This window comes from Streptomyces sp. CB02400 (assembly GCF_001905725.1).
GTDB classification, from domain to species: domain Bacteria; phylum Actinomycetota; class Actinomycetes; order Streptomycetales; family Streptomycetaceae; genus Streptomyces; species Streptomyces atrovirens.
In genome coordinates, this window is sequence record NZ_LIWB01000001.1 from 41,894 (window position 1) to 59,646 (window position 17,753).

Consider the following 17,753-nt stretch of genomic DNA (forward strand, 5'->3'; position numbering starts at 1 on the left):
GCGGGGTGCCGCCGCGCCCACCCGTGCCGCCCCAGCGGCGCGAGTGCCCGCAGTTGCGGTGGCGCGAGTGCCCGTAGTTGTGGCGGCGTGCGTGCCCGCAGTCATGCGGTGGTGACGACGTTGCGGCCTGTTTCGTGGGCGTAGAGGGGGGTGCGGTCGTGGAGGGCGGCGTGGACTGCCATGTGGGCGTCCCTGCGGCGTTGTGCGGGGCCGTCCGGGAGGTGGAGGATGCCCGCGTTGCCCCGTGAGCCGCGCTGGATCTCGGCGGTGCGCGGGATGCGCAGGGACTCGTAGCGGGCCAGGCGCTCCGGGATCTCCGGGGCGGGGGCGTCCGACAGACAGGCGGCCAGGTCCATCGCGTCCTCGATCGCCTGGTTGGCGCCCTGCGCCATGAACGGCAGCATCGGGTGGGCCGCGTCCCCGAGGAGCGTGATGCGGTTCGTGGACCAGGTGCGCAGCGGCGGACGGTCGTACAGGGCCCACAGGTGGGTCGAGTCGACCGCCGCGACGACGTCCGCGACGAGCCCCGTCCAGCCGCCGAAGACCGCGCGCAGCGCGTCCGGGTCGCCCGGCCGGGACCAGGACTCGCGCGGCGGGGCGCCGGTGGTCAGCGGCACGGTCGCGGCGTAGCTGAGGTACGCGCCGGACGCCACGGGGTAGCACACGAAGTGCCCGCCCGGCCCGAGCCACAGCCGCACCAGCCGCTCGCGGGCCCCCGCCGGCAGCGCGTCCGCAGGGACCAGGCCGCGGTAGATGCCCAGGCCGGAGAAGACCGGCGCGTCGGTGCGCAGGGTCTCGCGGACCGTGGAGTGGATGCCGTCCGCGCCGATCACCACGTCCGCCTCGCGGACCGTACCGTCGTCGAAGGCGAGCCGTACGCCCGTACCGTCCGCCGTCTCCTCCGCCGCCCGCAGCCGTTCGCCGAGACGCAGGCGGTCCCGGTCGGTCAGGGAGAGCAGCGCCTCGTGCAGGTGCGCCCGGTGGATCGTCAGGTACGGCGCCGCGAACATGCGCTCGCACTCCGCGCCGAGCGGCGTGCGCGCGATGGGCCGGCCGTTCCAGCCGCGCACCTCCATCGCCTCGACGCGCACCCCGTGCTCCTCCAGCGCGGGTCCGAGGCCCAGCCGCAGCAGCGGGCGGACCGCGTTGGGCGAGAGCTGCACGCCCGCGCCCACCTCGGACAGCACGCGGGTCTGCTCGTGGACCACGTACGGCGTGCCGTTCGCGGCCAGCGCGCCGGCCAGGGCCAGTCCGCCTATGCCGGCGCCGACGACGGCGACCCGTGGCCGCCGCTCCTGGTCCGCGACGTCCGCGACGTCACCGGCGTCCCCGGAGTCGCCGGGCCGCCGCTGCGCTCCGCTCCTGCTCCCCAACCGCACGTCTGGGACCGCCTTCCGCGTCTTCGCTCCACGCCCGTTCACCGTCGCGATGGGTGCGCGGCGTGAGCGCACTGTCATCGGTCGTGTGCCGAGCATGTGCCGCGCCGCACCGCGCGGCAACGGCCCGCCGGTCCGTCACTGACAACTGTCGCCGCTTGCGTGACGGACGTCATCGGTTCCCCCGCCGACCCTGCTGCCGCGCCCCCGGCCGGCCCTAACTTCCTCAAGGAGACAGCCGGTTACGCACGACACCCTTGGAGGCACGCGGTGACACGGGAACGACGACGGGAGCGACCGCGGTGACCGCGGTGGCCGTTGACGGCCTGCTCAAGAAGTACGGGGACCACGAGGCCGTGCGCGGCGTGGACTTCGCCGTCGAGGAGGGCGAGATCTTCGCGCTCCTCGGACCGAACGGCGCCGGCAAGACCACCACCATGGAGATCCTGGAGGGCTTCCGGCAGCGGGACGGCGGCAGCGTACGGGTCCTCGGCCGCGACCCCGGCGACAAGGCCGACGGGCGGTGGCTGCGCGGGCAGATCGGGCTCGTGCTCCAGGACATCGCCGTGGAGCCGTACCTGTCGGTGCGCGAGACCATCGCCCGCAACGCGGGCTACTACCCCGCCCCGCGCGACACCGACGAGGTCATCGACCTGGTGGGGCTCCGGGAGAAGGAGGGCGCGAAGGTCAAGGACCTGTCCGGAGGGCAGAAGCGGCGGCTCGACCTCGCCCTGGGCGTGATCGGGGACCCGAAGCTGCTGTTCCTGGACGAGCCGACCACCGGCTTCGACCCGGGCGCCCGCCGCGGCGCCTGGGAGGTCGTACGCAACCTGCGCGACGCCGGCACGACCATCATGCTGACCACGCACTACATGGACGAGGCGCAGGCGCTCGCCGACTCGGTCGCCGTCATCGCCGGCGGGCGGATCGTCGCCTCCGGCACCCCGGACACCCTGGGCGGCCGGGACAGCGCGCTGGCCCGGATCCGGTTCGCGCTGCCGGCCGGCGCCGCCATCGGGGACCTGCCGATCCCGGTCAACGACGCCGAGGACGGCCTGGTCACGGCCGAGGCCGAGGAGCCGACGGCGGTCCTGCACCGGCTCACCTCCTGGGCGCTGGAGCGTGGCACGCCGCTGGAGCGGCTGACCGTGGAACAGCCCACCCTGGAGGACGTCTACCTGGGGCTGACCAGTTCGTACGCACAGCAGGACGCCTCGTCCCCGTCCGCCGAACGGGGCCAGGCCCCGGCCCCGGCGGCCCGCGGGCGCCGTGGGCGCCGACCCGGACGGAGCAGCCGATGACCAGCACCCTTCCCCCCACGACCACCACACCCGGTCGGCGCTCCGCGCGCCCCGGCGCCGAACGACCGGAGGAACGGGGCTCGTTCGCCCTGCTCGCCCACCAGATCCGCTACGAGCAGCTGTCGTTCTGGCGCAACCCGCAGTCGATGGTGTTCACCTTCGTCCTGCCCGTCGTGATCATCGCGATCTTCGGCGCCGTGTTCGGCGGCGGCCAGGGCGAGGACTTCTTCTTCGGCATGAGCGGCATGCAGTACTACACGCCGACCATCGCCGCCGTGTCCGTACTGGGCGCCTGCTACGGCCAGTTGGCGATCGTGCTCGCCATGCGCCGGCAGACCGGCGTCCTCAAGCGACTGCACGCGACCCCGCTGCCCGCCTGGGTGTACTTCGCGGGCCTGCTGGTGCACTGCGTCGTCGTGAGCATCGTCGACGTCGCGCTCGTCATCGGCATCGGGCGCCTGTACGGGGTGCCGTGGCCCACCCAGTGGGCCGCGCTCGCGGTCACCCTGGTGTTCGGCGCGGCCAGCTTCTGTGCGCTCGGCGTCGGGGTCGCCTCGCTCATCCGCAACTCCGAGGCGGCGCCCGCGGTCGTGCAGTTCATCCAGTTCCCGCTGGTGTTCATCTCCGGCAGCTACTTCCCCATCCACTCCGGCGTCCTCAACGAGATCGCCGGACTGCTCCCGGTGAAGCCCTTCAACGACGCCATGCTGGCGTCCTTCGCGCACGGCGCCGGCTTCCAGTGGAAGGAGCTCGCGGTGCTCGCGGCCTGGGGCGTCGTCGGCGCCCTGATCGCGGTGCGCCGCTTCCGCTGGGACCCGCGCCCCGAGTAGAGCCGGACGACCGCTCCGGACCACCACATCGAGGGGGCCTCTGTGAGGCCCCCTCGCGGCTCTCCAGGAACCCCCACGATGTTTGAGAGGACCCCCACCATGTCCACGAACCCCACCACCCACCCGCAGACCGTCGACGCCCCGGCCGGTAGCTGGCACCTCGAACCCGCCGACTCCACCGTGGAGTTCACCGGCCGCCACTTCTTCTTCCTGCCCGTACGCGGCTCACTGCCCGTGCGTTCCGGCCGCGCCGAACTCGCCGCCGACGGCACCCTGGCCGGCCTGGACGCCACGGTCGGCGTCGCCGGCTTCGAGAGCGGCGACCCGCGGCGGGACACGGCCGTGCGCGGCCCGCGGTTCCTCGACGCGGAGCGCCACCCGGAACTGCGCTTCACCGGCGAGCGTCTCACCACCGGACCGGGCGTCACCGGACTGCTGGAGGTCAAGGGCCGCAGGACGCCGGTGACGTTCACGGTCGACGAGCTGACGACCGACGGCGATCGGGCCACCGTACGGGCCACCGCCCGCGTCGACCGGCACGCGTGCGGTGTCGGCGCCATGCGGGGCCTGGTCGGAGCGGGACTCCTGGTGCGGGTGCGGGCCGTCTTCGTACGCCGGTCATGAGCCGCACGGCGCACGCAGAACGAGGCCCGGCCGGAGGGGGAATCCGGCCGGGCCTCTGCGTCGGCACCCACGGGGCGCGGGGGTCACCCCACGGGTGCCAGGCCGGGTGCCGGCTGCCGCACCGGGAAGACGTGGGACAGCCAGGCGTAGGTGCGCAGCTCCTCCAGCAGGCTCAGGCCCAGCCGGTTGTGCAGCATGTGGGCGTGGGAGAAGAGGATCATTCCGGGGTGGGTCGTCGTGTGCCGCCGGATGTCGTCGGCATGGGCCGCCAGCCCCTCGTACCAGCCGGTGAACGGGCCGTGCGCCCCGGGCGTGATCCGTACCGCGTCCGGGTCCTGGCCGACGTGGGTGATCCGGTCGAGCAGGGCGTCGGGATGGCCCGCGTCGGACGCCCAGGCCCGCCAGGCGTCCAGGCCCCGCGCGAAGTAGTGGGCACGCTCGACGGGACCGCCGAGGGCGACGGCGGCGGACAGGGTGCCGCGCAGCGCCAGCCGGGCGCGCCGCGCCTCGTCGGTGGTGCCCGGGGCGAGCCGCAGCACGAGTTCGCTGGACAGGTGGAACAGGGACTCGGCGGCCGGCATGAGGGCGTGACCGCCGTAGCGTTCGAACTCGGGGTCGTAGTCGGCACGGTGGACGCCGGGCGGCAGCAGTGCCCGGACGGTGGAGTTGACGCCGGTCTCACCCGCGGCGGCGAGCCGGGCCGCGCTCTCCTCGTAGGCGTCGGCGGCCAGCGGCTCCTCCCCGGGCGCGAGCCGGCCCGCCGCGGCGAGCCGGTCGCGCAGGGCGTGCTCGACGTCCGCGCCGGCGTCCGGGGCGAGGTCCGCGATCCGCAGCCGCAGATGGGGACCCGACTGCCAGTAGCGGATGAAGAACCACTCGGTGCCGGGCGGCAGTTCGCGGACCGTGGGTCCGACGACCTCGGTGAGGACGCGGTCGTGGGCGCCGCGGGCGGTGGTGGCGAGGTGGAGGTGCCAGGCGCTCCAGCGCCGGGGTGTGGTGGTGGGCTCGGTCATGGGCGGGCTTCCTTGTCGTCCGGAGGGCGTGCGGAGGATCGGGCTCAGGTGCGCAGGTCGAGCTGGTCGCCCCCGGTCTCGCGCGGTACCCCCACCACCGCCGACAGGACGATCGTCTCGTCCTCGGCCAGGCCGATGACCTCCTTCGTGGGGATCTCCTTGAACGCCCGGACGGGCCGCGCGAAGAGACCGGCCGCTGCCGCCGCCAGACACAGCCCGTGGACGGCCCAGCCGCAGGCGGCCTGGGCGGCGCCCCAGCCGGTGGGGCCGAAGCGGGCGAACAGTTCGCGGGGGCGGATGGAGAAGAAGACGGTGAGCGGGGCCTTGGCGATGCCGCAGCCGTTGACGGGCGACAACCCGTAGCCGTAGTTCGCCTCCAGCCCCGCGGGGGCGGTCGGATCGGCCTTCCGCAGGTGCGCCGCGCCCTTCTCGAAGCGGTGCACCCCGGCCGCGTACCCCTCGACGTGCTGCACCACGGCGGTGACCGTGACCGCGTCGAAGGCGGCGGCCAGCACCGGGTGCGGTGGCGGGACACCGAGCCAGGCGAGGGCGGCGGCCAGGTGCCGGGCCGGGACCGGGGCGGGGCGCGGTGCCGAGTCCATGCCGTGCAGGGCGCGCGGCATACGGCCGGAGTGGCGCCGCCACAGCAGCTCCGCCCAGTCGGGCACGACCGGGCTGTCCGACAGGCCGGCCGGGACGGCCGTGGTGAGCGGTGCCGCGCCCGCCGGATACGTCTGCTCCCGGTTGACGCGTACGACGTCCGTCAGCGAGGGGTCGCCGTCGGGCACCGGCGCGTCCCGCCCGGCCCCCGCCACGGGACCGGGACCGGGCCCGGCCACGTCGACGAGCCAGGGCAGCGACCACTCCCAGGTCCGCTCAAGACCCAGCTCGCGCAGCGGCCCCGCCCCGCCGCCGGCCGGCGGGGTGAGGGTCGCCGGCACCCCGAACAGTTCGAGGCCGAGGCTCAACGCCCGCAGCACCATGCCGATTTCGATGGAGACGAGCGACCCGCGGAACCACTGGTACGCCACCGGGATCGCGGTGTAGCGGCCGGTGAGCGCGATGCGGGTGGGCGGCGCTCCGGTGTCCGGTCCGGTGAGGGCGTGGCGGGTCGGCTCCAGCAGCCGCCACGCCGAGCCGTCACCGTCGCCCACGAAGGCGTGGACGGGGAAGAGGCAGCGCGGTGAGGCGTACGGGCGGTGTTCGTTGTACGGGTTCTCCGGTTCCCGGCGCACGGGACCGAACGTCGCCGTCAGGGCGTGCGCCAGGGCGTCCGGCGCCGCCGGACCGGAGGGGGCGGGGACCCGCGGGTACGCGAGCGCCGACAGCCGCTCGGTGGTGCCCGCCGGCAGCACCCTGCCCGGCCCCGCCGGGCGCGGCGGATCCGGCGGTACGTGGCTGTCGGGCGGGGGCGTGTCCGCCCAGGTCCAGTGCGGCGGCTCCGGACCGTCGTCGCCCGCGCCGTACGCGTACCAGAGCGGTTCGCGCGCGATGCTGTTGTCGCCCTCGGGACCCGGCAGGTCGACCGGGGCGCGCCGGGTCCACTCCGGGGCGGGGGCCGTCACGGGAACGGGTGGGGGTCGTAGGGGATCGCCCGGTGCTCCTGGTCCGTGCCGCGCAGGGCGGCCCGGAGCCGGGGCAGTCCGTCCAGGCGCTGCTGGGCGTGGCCGAAGCACATCGGCACGATGCCGGGGACGACCGCGCGGGCGACCGCGATACCGGCGTCCGCGTGCTCCCGGCTGGTCTGGTCGACGACGACGACGCGGTCCAGGCCCGCGTCGGCGAACAGCGAGGCGACGTACTCGAGGGTGCCGCGCACATCGCCGCCCGCGGCCCGTTCGAGCCGGCCGGGCCAGTCGGGGAAGGCCTCCTCCAGGGTGACGGCCGGGCCGCCGAGCCCCGCCAGGGCGCGGTCGCGGGTCTCGGGGATCGAGGAGAACCGCACATGGTCCTCCAGCTCCTCCACCAGCCACGGGTCCTCGGCCATCCGCTCGGCCTGCTCACGGGTCCAGTCGACCGGGTTGGTGACGAGCTGGGCCACCTCGCGCAGCGCGCCCCGGATCGCCGACTCCGGGTCCGCACCCGAACCGGCGGAGGAGAAGGTGGCGGGGAACGGGTTCTTCTCGTTGACGGCGATGACCCACACCACCGGCAGGCCGATGTCACGGGTGGCGACCAGCAGATGGACGTCGAAGCCGCGCGCCCGGATCAGCTCGACCATGGCCCGGCTGGTCGGGTCGGTGAGGGAGGCGACCGGGATGTGGGGGAGCGGCGCCGCCCGGTACCAGGACGTCAGGAACGCGTCCCGCTCGGCCAGTTCGAACAGCGAGTGCAGGGCGGCCTCTTCGTAGTTGGCGCCGACCGCGCAGCCGCTGGAGCAGTCGAAGAAGTAGTGCCGCCGGTTCGCGGCACCGGCCACGCGCGCCGCCCGGCGGTCCCGGCGGAACGCGTACTCGTACTGGTAGAAGGCGTGGTCCGCCGGGACGAGGAGCGGACGGCCGTCGGCCAGGTCGTGCCCCCAGGCCCAGTCCATCGGGGTGTCGGCCGTGAACGGCGTCGCCCTGCTGGTCGGATGGGCGAGCTGCTCGGCGGTGTAGCGGCCGAGGCTGTCCGGGTCGACGGCGTGGCCGGCGACCTCGCGGTAGGAGCGCCGGGTCACCAGGGGGATGTCGTAGGGGTATCCGCCGAGCCGTTCGTAGGCCTCCAGGACGGCGACGGGTTCGGTCTCGGCGAACGTACGGGCCCGGCCGTGACCCATCGCCGGGGCGTCGGCGACGACGGCCATGCTCATCGCGAACGGGGCGTGGGACTCGCGCAGGATCGCCCGGACCGGTCCGAAGCGGTCGTCGACCAGGCGGTCGCGCAGGAAGCCGGGCTCGACGAGCCGGCTCGCCGCGGTGCGGGTGGCGTCACCGGGGACGGCCGGGCGCGAGCGGAGGGTACGGGGCGGCGGGGTCCCGGTGCTGACCAGGTCCTCGGGGGCGGGGCCGCACGCCGGGCAGTGGAAGCTGCGCGCGATGCGGTGGCGGCGGGTGCCGCGCACGGTCACCGAGTACGCCTCGCCGGGTGCGAGGGGGCGGTCCGCCAGGTGTTCCAGGCCGGTGCGCAGGAGTTCGGGCAGCAGCGGCGCGGGGGCGGCGGGGACCCGCGTGGCCTGGGTGAGGTCGCCGACGAGCGGGTGGTCGAGGACGGTGCGTTCGCGCACCTCGGCGCAGGCGGCGCAGCCGGACGCGGTGCCCGGCACCCACAGCGGGCCGATCATGACCTCGTCGTCGTACAGGCGTACGGAGAGGTGGGGGCCGTCCGCCGCGACGACCGGGCCGCGTTCCCAGACGAGGTCCCAGCCGAGGTTGACGGAGACGGTCGCCCCGGTGGCGCGGGCCAGTCCGGCGAGGGCGGGCAGCCAGTCGTCGTGGGCCGTCGCGGGCAGCGCGGGGCCCGCCTGGACCGGGTTCTCGGTGGTGGTCGGGTCAGTGGTCGGCATCGGTGGGCTCCTGGGCCGTCCGGGCGGTCACCGGGCCGTGCCAGAAGGGGAGTTCGCCGAGCACGGGGTCCGTGCGGCGGGCCTGTCCCCGGATCGTGGCGAGCGCGGTGAGCTGCCTCCTCAGTGCGGTGCGGGCGGTGTCGTCGGCGGTGAGCAGGGCGTCGGTGGACAGGGTGTCGACGGTGCCGTCGGCCTGGGCGGCGGCGAGTGCCGTGCACAGCGCGGCGTACGTCGCGTCGGCGGCCGTGGGTCCCCAGCCGGCGCCGAGCGGCCGGCCGCCGGCGGTGACCTCGGCCAGCGGCCAGTCGACTCCGGCGGTCCGGGCCAGGGCGAGTACGGGAACGGCCGGCCCGAGCCGCGCGCGCAGGGCGGCGAGGATGCGCTCGCCCTCGGCGTGCAGCGGGGGAGCGGTGTCGGTCAGGTGCTCGAACCGGTCCCGGCGCTCGGCGAGCCACCGCAGCGCGCCGTCCAGCAGCCAGTGCTCACGGGTGAGGCCGGCGGCACCGCCATCGCGGTCGCGCAGGGCGGCCAGGGCGGCGGCGACGGTCGCCGTCTCCTGGTGCGCCGCCCAGGCGGTGACCGTGTCCGTGCGGTCCGTGCGGTGCTCCGCCGCGCGCAGGGCGAGGGGCATCTGCGGCAGGTGCTCGCCCTGCGCGGAGGCGAAGAGTCCGGTCCAGCGGGCGGTGAGGGCGGCGGCCTCCTCCAGCGCGGCCGCCGGTTCGGGGAGGGGTTCGGCGGGGGCGTCGTCGAGCCGGACCACGACCGCTTCGTCCACGGGGCCGCCCGTGACGGTGACGCGGTCGGCGGTCAGATCGGGGCCGTGCACGACATGGGCCTCGCCGGGCTCCGCGACACCCGTGAGGGTGTCGGCCAGGAGCTGGGCGGCGAGGGCTCCCGCGAGGGAGTGGGCGACGGGCCCGGCCGCGGGCTCGACGCCCTCGGCACCGGCCCAGACCCCGGCCCGGTCCCGGAACGCCGCCCAGACGGCGGGCGACACCCCGACCGGACCGACGAGGACCGGCCCCGGACCGAGCAGCACGGGCACGTGGAGCGTCCCGTGCCGCTCGGTCCAGGTCCCGTCACCGGTGAGGAACTCGATGACGGCACGGGGCGAACCACCGGCCCCCGGAAAGTCCACCGCCGGGCCGCCGACGGGAATCACTGCCTGGTCCCCGCGCACCGCCGGGTCGCTGACGGGGGTCGTGGTGCGGGTCTTGTCCGCCGCCGGGTCGCCGGTGGGGGTGAGGGTTCTGGACGTGCGTACCGCCGGGTCGCCGGCGGGAGTCGTGGGTTCGCGTACCGCCGGGTCGCCGGCGGGGATCGGAACGCGGGGTGTGCGGGCTGCCGGGGCAGCGGCAGGGGTCGTGGTGCGGGTCTTGTCCGCCGCCGGGTCGCCGGTGGGGGTGAGGGGTCCGGGCTTGCGCGCCGCCGGGTCGCCGGCGGGAGTCGTGGGTTCGTGCACCGCCGGGTCGCCGGCGGGGGTCAGGAGGGCGGGGTCCGCGTACATCGCCGGGTCGCAGACCGGGACGAGGGGGGTCGCCGTTCCGGCGGTCGGTGGTGTGGTGGTCACGCCGGCCCGGTGCAGGCCGCGGCGGGCCGGGGCCGTCGCCGTGGCCGGGCCACGGAGCTCCACCCGGGCCCGGCGCAGGCGGGCGAACGCCGCGTACGGGTCGTCGAGGCGGGCGGTCAGGCGGGCCAGGGTGTCGGCGTAGCGGGCGCGCACCTCGGCCGGGGGCTCCGGCTCGGTGAACGCGGCCGGGTCGAGCAGCAGGCCGTTCTCCCGCAGCCGGGCGACGAGATGCCGTACGGCCGGACGGGCACGCTCCGTGCCGAACTCGGCGACCAGGGCGTCCTCCGTCGTCCCCGTCTCCAGCAGCGGTACGCAGCCGTCCGCCACCGCGTACATGAGGTCCGAGCCGCTCAGCACGAACTGCCCGCGCGTGCCGCTGAAGTACACGCCCCCCGGCACCGGCGCGTAGTGCAGCCCGGGCCGGGCCCGCAGCGGGGCGTCCGTCCCCGGAGCCATCGTGGCCGGGGCCCTGTCCAGATCGGTCACCGTCACGACCGAGCTCCTTCCGCTTCCGTGTGGTTGGACGGGTCGTACACGAACCGTCCGCCGGCCGTGCGCCCGACTTCGAGCACCCATTCCGTCGCGTGCGTGCCGTCGGTGACGCCGGGCAGCGCCTCCTCCAGATAGCTCGCGCCCGCCCCGCGGCGCTCCAGCATCCGCGGCAGGACCCGCACCGCGAGGGCGCTGGACAGGTCCACGTACTGCGGCTTCTGCTGGAGGCGCTTGGACTGGACGTCCGGTGCGCCGACCGACAGCGGACCCTCGTCCTCGGGCGCCGACTTGATGACGACCTCGTCGGGGACCCCGTGCCGGGCCCGCCACGCCGTCAGCGCGAGCAGCCGCTCGTGCTCGTCGGGCCCGGCGGCCACCGCCGTGTCCAGCTCGACCCCGCCGTACCAGCGGCGGCGGCCGATGAGGACGTCGCCGACCGCCATGCGCGGCGCGGTGCGGGTGTGCTCGCCGTCCCACGGGGTGGCCGCGTGCCAGGAGTTCGGCAGGCTGTTGAAGAGCCGGCCGCTGATCGCGAGGCCGGAGGCCACCGACAGCGGGGGCGGGAACAGGCCCGGATGACCCGTGCCGAGCGGCAGCACCCTCAGGGGCGCGCCGTCCGCGTCCTCGACCCGCAGCGAGTCCGTCTCCGGGTCGTGGGCCAGCCGCAGCGTGAACCAGTCCTCCGGGGTGAGACCGCCCGGCAGCACCGGCGCGTGCGCGTTGACGTTGAGACGGTGCAGACCGAGGTCCTCGGTGACCCGGGCGCCGTCGTGACCGTAGAAGCGCCGCAGGTGGACGGCGAGCCGGGGCAGCGCCCGGCCGCCCTGGCGGCGGTCGGCCTCCAGGAACCGCGCGTACAGCATGCCGTGGCCCGGCAGGCCGTCGTTGAGGACGAGCTTGCCGCCGGCCTGCTGGAGCAGCACGCCGTAGATCAGCGGGTCCCGGCGGAAGCGGTCGGGCAGCGACCGGGTCAGCCCGGCGACGTCCGCCGCGCTGAGGCTCAGGGTGTCCTCGCCGGCCCGGGCGGTCTTGGTGAGGAGCGCGTGCACCTCCTCGGACAGCTCGCGGCGCAGCAGGTACATGCGCTCCAGCGAGCCGTCCGCCGGGCCGATGCCGGTCAGCGCGGCCGACCCGCCCGAGCCCTGCGGCCCGTACACGGCGGCCATCGCGGCGGCCCGCCGGGAGACCTCCCCGACGACGAACGGCGCGTGCTCGGCCAGCGGAACGTTCGCCCCGGCCCCGAACCGCTCCGTGAACGCGGCGGTCATCAGGACCCGTACGTCGTGCAGCCAGTCGAAGACCGACAGCAGCTCCACGGCGGGCCCGAGGTCGGTCAGCGGGGCGTGCCAGTCGGAGGTGGCCACCTTCAGCGGCGGCATGACGTAGTCCTCCTCGACCGTGATGTGCGCCGGGCGGCCCACGGCCTGGCTGAACCGGCCGAGGTCCCCGCGCAGCCCGGCCAGGACCGCGCCCCGCTCCCCGGCGGGCGCCCCGGCCACCCGGGGCAGTCCGGCACGGACCCGCTCCGCCAGCTCCCCGACGGCGGTGTCCCGCCCCGTCGGGAGCAGGGCGTCGTAGTCGGCGGAAGCCGCGCGCTCCTCCGGCTGGGTGAAGGTGCACAGCACGCCCTGCCCGAGCGCCTGCCGTACGCGCCGGTCGGCGTCCTCGGCCGGGCAGCCGGCCCGCGCGGCGACGTGCGCGACCACGGCGGGGAAGCGGCGCGGCCCCATGGACAGCGCGTCGAGCAGGTCGGCGACGGGCCCGTCGAGCGGCAGCGCGAGCCGGTGCATGCCCTGTTCGGAGAACTTCAGGAAGAACAGTTTGCCGCTCTCCGGGTCGGGTGCCGAGGTGGGCGGCAGTCCCACCCACAGGTCCGTCAGGTCGGCCTCGTCGGCGGCGGGCAGCCCGCCGAGCACGTAGTGCAGCATCACCCGGTCCAGGCCCGGTACGGCCAGCGCGCCGGTGAAGGGCACGTCGCCGGGGCGTACGGCCTCCGGGTCGCCGGCGGGGGCGGGTTCGGCGATGCCCACCGCGGTGAACCGGGAGAGCGGGCTGGTGCGCACCATGGACCGGGTGACGTACTGGATCAGTCCGCGTTCCGACTTGCGGGTGCGGGCGTTGACCTTGCCAGGCCCCTCGACCGCCGCGCGGTAGCGCTCGGCCTCCTGGTGCACCTCGGGGGCGACGAGGGCGAGCGAGCGCAGCAGGTCGTCGTCGCCGAGCAGGCCCGCCAGGACGGTCCGCTCGCGGTCGGCGGCGGCCGGGTAGCCGGCGGTGATCGTGGCGCGCAGCCGCTCCCGCTCGGCCTGGACGGCCAGCCAGCGGGCCACCGACGGGAGCTCCGCCACGCGGCCCTCGGGGGCCTTCCGGGGCGCGCGGCCGTTGTGGATCGCCCGGCGCAGCGCGATCAGCTCGCGGCGCTCGGCGTCCGAGTCCACGGCACCGATCCGCTCGTACAGCTCCTGCGAGCAGACCTCGGCGGCCTCGGCCAGTTCGGCCTCGGCGGCGGCGAGGCCGGCGAGCAGCCGGCGCAGTTCCGGATCGGCGAGGCGGGCCCTGCGCAGCGGGTTGACGCGCAGGAACCACTGGGGTTCGGGGCTGGTCATCGCGGGGCTCCCGTCGGCTTCGTGGTGCGGGCGGTGTGCGGGCGCTCCAGACGCTCGCGCCAGCTGCTGCCGAGCACGTCGTCGACCGTCTCGGCGATCGCGAAGCACATGTAGTAGCGCTGCATCGGCGACACGGTGAGCAGGGGAAGCTGCTGGTAGAAGAGGTTGGTCAACAGGCGGAACGCGGCGAAGAACGGCGAGGGCGTGCTGATCGCCCCAGATCCGTGCACGGTGCGGTGGAAGTCGGTGTCCGGCTGCTCGCCGCGCGGCACCGTGGTCACGGCCCCGGGCGGTCCCATCCGGCCCCGGTCGACGCCGTCGGTCACGGAGTCGAGCAGGTCGGCGGTGAGGGCGCCCGAGGCGACCGCGCTGTCCAGCACGCCGGCGCCGTAGGCGAACGCCGTGCGCCACCGGGCCGCCGCGGGCGACACTCCACCGCTCAGCCGCTGTTCGACCACCGCGCGGAGCAGCGGCGCCTCCTTGGCGAGCCGCTCCTGGAAGACGGGCCGCATGTCCTTGCGGGGAGCCGCCCAGGCGAGGAACGCCTCCGCGTGCGACCGGGGGGAGAACACCCCGTAGCCCGGGCCGAGGGCGTGGGTGTCGGCGAGCGCGGCGAACGCCTCCGCGAGCAGCACCGTGCCGCTGCCGGGCTCCTCGGCCAGGCCCTCGATCATCGACAGCACCGGCACGGCGAGGGCGCCGTTCACGACGGTGCGCAGCGGATCGAGGCGCGGCTCGCGGGAGCGCAGGGCCGGGTCGTCGGGAGCGACGGGCAGGACCGCGCCGTGGTCGCGCAGCGGCAGGTACGGGGGCTCCACCGCCTCGAGCCGGCCGAACTCGCGGGCCTGCTCCAGGTAGGCCTCCTCGGTCAGCGCCCGCGCCGGGTCGAGGGGGCCCGCGTCGAGCCCGGCCGCGACCGCCGGCCAGTCGGCGGCGCCGGCGGCCGGGGCGAGCAGGTCGATGTGGGGTCCGTGCAGCCAGCCGCGGCGGACCTGGACGCCGGGCACGCCCCCCTCGCTCAGTTCGCGGGCGGCCGGTACGACGTACCGGGCCAGCCAGGCCGGCGTCACCGGCATCCGAGTGTGGAGTCGCACCCCCGTCAGGTCGGCGGAATCCGGCCTCACGGCAATACGCTCCGGAGCGTCAACCACCATGTCCTTCGCACCTTCCGAGACGAACGGGAAATGAATTCGGGAATGTCCTCCACATCATTGGCGCCCGGAATGCGCGGTGGAAGTGGAGAGGGGGTGGCGGCTTACATACGTCACGCTTCTCGTGACACCGTGCGCCCTTTTCGGGAGATCCGGCGGGCGTGCACTCCGCGGCAAAGTCTCGGAATGATCAATTCCGTTTGATCCGGCCGACGGACTGGCCGAAAAACATCTGGCAGCCGCGGTGATCGTTGTACTCTCCGCCAATGACGACTGATCCCCCCACCACTCCGCCGGCCCCGTCCCTCACGGACGCCGAGTGCCTGGAACTCACCCGGAAACTGCGGCGCCGAGGAACCCTCGTGCTCTCCGTCTTCGGCCTGCTGTGGGCCTTCGCCGGGGCCTCCGGAACCGGTTCGGCGACGGACGTCGTGCCGGTGTCCATAGAGGTGGCGGCCCTCGTGGTCACCGCGGCGGCGATCTACCTGGGGCACCGCAAGGACGCCGCGCCCTCGCCCCGGACGGTGAGCCTCCCGGAGAACTGGGCGCGCGGGGTGGGTGTCGTCAACGGCGTCGAGGTGCTGGCCATCTTCGCCGTCATCGCCGGCTCCAACGCCTCCGGCCGCCCCGAGCTCATCCCGGTCGGTGTCGCCCTCGTCGTGGGGCTGCACTTCTTCCCCCTCGCGCGCCTGTACGACCAGTGGCAGTACCGGTGGACGGCCGGGCTGATGACCGCCGTGGCGGTCGTGGGCGCGGTGCTGGTCGTGGCCGGTCTGTCGGACGAGAGCGTGCTGGTCGCGGTGGGCCTGGCCTGCGCGGCGGTGCTCTGGGCCTCCGCGTACCACCTGGCCGTACGGGGCTGACGGCCGCCCGGCGGTACGGGGCTGACGGGCCGTCGGGGACCTGTCGGGCTGACGGACCGCCGAATCGATCGGGGCCGGCGGACCGCCCCGCAAACGAACGCAAGGATGTGCCGACCGGCCAGGGGGCCGGCGGCGCATCCTTGTGCGTTCACACGGTCGTGCTCAGGCGCTCACGCGCGTTCAGCAGGCCGAGCAGGTGCTGGACGAGGAGGACGAGGTACCGATCGAGCCGCTGGAGGCGCCCATCTCGGGCAGCGCCACGCCGTCGGCGACCTCGAGGGTCTCCAGCTCGTCGGCGTCGAAGCCCTCGAACGCGTTGTCGGCGTCGTTCTTGATGTCCTTGGCGGTCATGTCGTGGTCCTTCCGGGATGCGTGGGGTGAGTGGTTCAGCAGGCCGAGCAGGTGCTGGAGGACGAGGAGGAGGTGCCGATCGAGCCGCTGGAGGCGCCCATCTCGGGCAGCGCCACGCCGTCGGCGACCTCGAGGGTCTCCAGCTCGTCGGCGTCGAAGCCCTCGAACGCGTTGTCGGCGTCGTTCTTGATGTCCTTGGCGGTCATGTCGTGGTCCTTTCGTCGATTCGGGATTTCCCTGAACGGAATTCCCGAGGATTCATGCTCCGGGATGATTCCCGGGCGCCTTCCGGAATGTTTTTCCTTTTCCGTCCGGCTGTGACATCTATATTGCTCGGCCACCCACCCGTGCGCCACCCCCTGCGGGCGTCGGCTGACATTTATCACGGCCCGGATGACGTTTTCCCGGTGCCCGGATTCTCGTCGGGGGTCACCGGAAGTGCCCATTCGGGGCTGTTCACCATGTGCCATTCCTCGCCCGGCTCGGCGGGCATCGCGGACCCGGGCGCCGGCGTGCCCAGCAGGAAGTCGCCGACCGAGGACTCCCGCAGGTAGTCCAGGCCCAGCACGCGGGCGGACAGGTCGGCGTCGCCGTTGCCCAGCCCGCAGGGCGCCAGGCCCATCGCCGTCGCCACCAGGTACATGGTCTGGTAGAGCACACCGGTGTGCCGCAGCGTCGTCGCGTACGCCATGGCCCGGTACTTCCACGCCATGCGCTGGAACCGCGAGGTCACCGTCAGGAGCACATCGGGGCGCACGTCGAACCCGACGGAGCGTGACGCCACGCCCAGCAGCGCCCGCCGGTCGTCCTCCGCCCCGCTGACGAGGACCAGGCGGTGCGCGTACGAGTCGTAGTGGTAGACGCCCGGTGCGAGTCCCTCGCAGCGCAGCACCGTGACGTACAGCTCCAGTTCGTGGAGCGAGCCCCCGGCCGGATAGGGCCGCGAGACCACCTCGTCCTCGCCGGGGCCGGGCGTGTGGTGGACCCGCACCCGCTGCACCCGGTACAGGAACTCGCCCAGCTCGCGCGCCGTCAACGCCCGCTCGCCGAAGACGCGGTGGGAGCGGCGGCCCTCGACCGCGGCCGTCAGGGACGGGTCACGGGCGTCGATGTCCGCGCGCCGGGGGCGGTACAGCTCCGTCACGGGGCCGTCCGGCGCCGGCTTCACGGCGGGCAGCGGGTCGATCTGGCCCCGGTACGGGTAGGCCGCGCCGAAGGTCTCGTCGAAGCGGCCGGACCGGACGCGCGAGTGGAACAGCAGGTCGTGGAAGTCCCACTGGCGCAGCACCGGCTCGGTGTCGGACGCGAAGGTGCCGTCCGGGGCGGCGCGTTCGACGAAGCCGGTGCCGACGAGGTGGGCCAGGACCGTGAGCGTCTCCGCCTCGCTCAGCCCGGTGCCCTCACCGGCCCGGACCGCAGGACCCGGCTGCCCCAGCGCGGCGGCGAGTTCACGGGCGGCCCGGTCGGCGAGCACGGCCCGGAACTTCACCAGCGGTGACTCCAGTACGAGCACACCCCCGCGCGTACGGCAGAGGGCGAACCGCGACAGACGCACCCGCGCGCCGGCGGGCACGGCCGCCGTACGGTGCTCGGCGTCCCGGGCCGTCGGCTCCAGCCGCACCAACTCCCGCCGCAGCGGCGGCTCGTCGTGTGTGAGCACGCTGTACGCCAGCAGGTGGCCGGCCCGTGCCAGCGCGGCGTCGGCCCGCTCCCGCGCGGCGCCGCCGAACCCCTCGTACAGCTCCTCGTACGGCACCGGGCCCTCGGCCAGCCGGCGCAGTACGGTGCGCAGGCCACCGCGCACCGGGCGCAGCACGAGTGAGCTCTCGGGGCCGCGCAGCACCGCCGTGTCCGCGGTGTCGTCGAACGTGATCCGCACGTCCGTACGCAGCGCGCGGGCCGCGAACTCGGGCGGTTTCTCCGTGGACACGGGAATCATCAGGGCCTCCGTCAGAGGGATTCGCTGAAAGAACTCGACGAAATCCACTCTGACGCCCGCTACACCCTCTCCGACCCGGCCGGCCGCACCGCATGACAGTCACCATTCCTGTTCGTGACCGAGGTCATGGAATGCGTGACACATGACAGGGAC

The 17,753-nt window shown here is 74.8% G+C and carries 14 protein-coding genes; 4 read left to right on the forward strand and 10 right to left on the reverse strand.

All coding sequences use genetic code 11. The features are described from left to right. Window positions 1–101 precede the first annotated feature (101 nt). Window positions 102–1,379 (reverse strand): FAD-dependent monooxygenase, encoded by a 1,278-nt coding sequence (locus AMK33_RS00175; RefSeq protein WP_073930602.1) that lies wholly within the window; start codon window positions 1,377–1,379, stop codon window positions 102–104. Window positions 1,380–1,678: 299 nt separating this feature from the next. On the opposite strand from AMK33_RS00175, the gene AMK33_RS00180 reads away from it, so the two are divergent. The 3 genes from AMK33_RS00180 (at window position 1,679) to AMK33_RS00190 (ending at window position 4,131) form a co-directional block, all read left to right on the forward strand. Continuing rightward, window positions 1,679–2,677 (forward strand): ABC transporter ATP-binding protein, encoded by a 999-nt coding sequence (locus tag AMK33_RS00180; protein WP_073931448.1) that lies wholly within the window; start codon window positions 1,679–1,681, stop codon window positions 2,675–2,677. After that, window positions 2,674–3,507, forward strand: coding sequence for an ABC transporter permease (locus tag AMK33_RS00185; protein ID WP_073930604.1), 834 nt, complete (start codon window positions 2,674–2,676; stop codon window positions 3,505–3,507). Before AMK33_RS00180 ends, AMK33_RS00185 begins: the two co-directional genes overlap by 4 nt. A gap of 99 nt (window positions 3,508–3,606) precedes the next feature. Further along, window positions 3,607–4,131: a YceI family protein gene (locus tag AMK33_RS00190; RefSeq protein ID WP_073930606.1), complete on the forward strand. Its 525-nt coding sequence runs from the start codon at window positions 3,607–3,609 to the stop codon at window positions 4,129–4,131. Window positions 4,132–4,214: 83 nt separating this feature from the next. Here the strand turns inward: AMK33_RS00190 and AMK33_RS00195 are convergent, their stop codons facing one another. From AMK33_RS00195 to AMK33_RS00220, 6 genes are read right to left on the reverse strand one after another with little or no spacing between them, the layout of a single operon-like run. Then, complete coding sequence (locus tag AMK33_RS00195; RefSeq protein ID WP_073930608.1) at window positions 4,215–5,144, reverse strand: thiopeptide-type bacteriocin biosynthesis protein; 930 nt, start codon at window positions 5,142–5,144, stop codon at window positions 4,215–4,217. 44 nt (window positions 5,145–5,188) lie between these two features. Continuing rightward, window positions 5,189–6,709 carry a nitroreductase family protein gene (locus tag AMK33_RS00200; RefSeq protein WP_073930610.1) on the reverse strand — a complete coding sequence of 507 codons (1,521 nt, stop codon included), beginning with the start codon at window positions 6,707–6,709 and terminating at the stop codon, window positions 5,189–5,191. Next, entirely contained in the window at window positions 6,706–8,628 is a 1,923-nt protein-coding gene (locus tag AMK33_RS00205) for a TOMM precursor leader peptide-binding protein (protein WP_073930613.1), read from the reverse strand. The genes AMK33_RS00200 and AMK33_RS00205 overlap by 4 nt, the downstream gene beginning before the upstream one ends. Further along, window positions 8,615–10,690 carry a hypothetical protein gene (locus tag AMK33_RS00210; RefSeq protein WP_073930616.1) on the reverse strand — a complete coding sequence of 692 codons (2,076 nt, stop codon included), beginning with the start codon at window positions 10,688–10,690 and terminating at the stop codon, window positions 8,615–8,617. The genes AMK33_RS00205 and AMK33_RS00210 overlap by 14 nt, the downstream gene beginning before the upstream one ends. Continuing rightward, the gene (locus AMK33_RS00215) at window positions 10,687–13,296 is read right to left on the reverse strand and encodes a lantibiotic dehydratase (RefSeq protein WP_073930617.1); all 2,610 of its coding nucleotides are present in this window, start codon (window positions 13,294–13,296) and stop codon (window positions 10,687–10,689) included. The genes AMK33_RS00210 and AMK33_RS00215 overlap by 4 nt, the downstream gene beginning before the upstream one ends. Next, a complete protein-coding gene (locus AMK33_RS00220; RefSeq protein WP_201262937.1) occupies window positions 13,293–14,372 on the reverse strand; it encodes a hypothetical protein in 1,080 nt (359 codons plus the stop codon). The genes AMK33_RS00215 and AMK33_RS00220 overlap by 4 nt, the downstream gene beginning before the upstream one ends. A gap of 341 nt (window positions 14,373–14,713) precedes the next feature. On the opposite strand from AMK33_RS00220, the gene AMK33_RS00225 reads away from it, so the two are divergent. Then, window positions 14,714–15,310, forward strand: a complete 597-nt coding sequence (locus tag AMK33_RS00225; protein ID WP_073930618.1) for a DUF7010 family protein — start codon at window positions 14,714–14,716, stop codon at window positions 15,308–15,310. Window positions 15,311–15,490: 180 nt separating this feature from the next. On the opposite strand, the gene AMK33_RS00230 is transcribed toward AMK33_RS00225, so the two are convergent. From AMK33_RS00230 to AMK33_RS00240, 3 genes are all read right to left on the reverse strand, one after another. Continuing rightward, a complete protein-coding gene (locus AMK33_RS00230) occupies window positions 15,491–15,661 on the reverse strand; it encodes a thiazolylpeptide-type bacteriocin (protein ID WP_073930619.1) in 171 nt (56 codons plus the stop codon). A gap of 35 nt (window positions 15,662–15,696) precedes the next feature. Continuing rightward, entirely contained in the window at window positions 15,697–15,867 is a 171-nt protein-coding gene (locus AMK33_RS00235) for a thiazolylpeptide-type bacteriocin (RefSeq protein WP_073930619.1), read from the reverse strand. A gap of 176 nt (window positions 15,868–16,043) precedes the next feature. Beyond that, the gene (locus AMK33_RS00240) at window positions 16,044–17,600 is read right to left on the reverse strand and encodes a SagB/ThcOx family dehydrogenase (protein WP_073930620.1); all 1,557 of its coding nucleotides are present in this window, start codon (window positions 17,598–17,600) and stop codon (window positions 16,044–16,046) included. Window positions 17,601–17,753 lie beyond the last annotated feature (153 nt).

Excerpts from the sequence above, each read along its gene's own strand:
- AMK33_RS00185 (WP_073930604.1), top strand. The coding sequence starts at position 2,674 with ATGACCAGCACCCTTCCCCCCACGACCACCACACCCGGTCGGCGCTCC.
- AMK33_RS00190 (WP_073930606.1), top strand. The coding sequence starts at position 3,607 with ATGTCCACGAACCCCACCACCCACCCGCAGACCGTCGACGCCCCGGCC.
- AMK33_RS00195 (WP_073930608.1), bottom strand. The coding sequence starts at position 5,144 with ATGACCGAGCCCACCACCACACCCCGGCGCTGGAGCGCCTGGCACCTC.
- AMK33_RS00205 (WP_073930613.1), bottom strand. The coding sequence starts at position 8,628 with ATGCCGACCACTGACCCGACCACCACCGAGAACCCGGTCCAGGCGGGC.
- AMK33_RS00215 (WP_073930617.1), bottom strand. The coding sequence starts at position 13,296 with ATGACCAGCCCCGAACCCCAGTGGTTCCTGCGCGTCAACCCGCTGCGC.
- AMK33_RS00220 (WP_201262937.1), bottom strand. The coding sequence starts at position 14,372 with ATGCCGGTGACGCCGGCCTGGCTGGCCCGGTACGTCGTACCGGCCGCC.
- AMK33_RS00225 (WP_073930618.1), top strand. The coding sequence starts at position 14,714 with ATGACGACTGATCCCCCCACCACTCCGCCGGCCCCGTCCCTCACGGAC.
- AMK33_RS00230 (WP_073930619.1), bottom strand. The coding sequence starts at position 15,661 with ATGACCGCCAAGGACATCAAGAACGACGCCGACAACGCGTTCGAGGGC.
- AMK33_RS00235 (WP_073930619.1), bottom strand. The coding sequence starts at position 15,867 with ATGACCGCCAAGGACATCAAGAACGACGCCGACAACGCGTTCGAGGGC.
- AMK33_RS00240 (WP_073930620.1), bottom strand. The coding sequence starts at position 17,600 with ATGATTCCCGTGTCCACGGAGAAACCGCCCGAGTTCGCGGCCCGCGCG.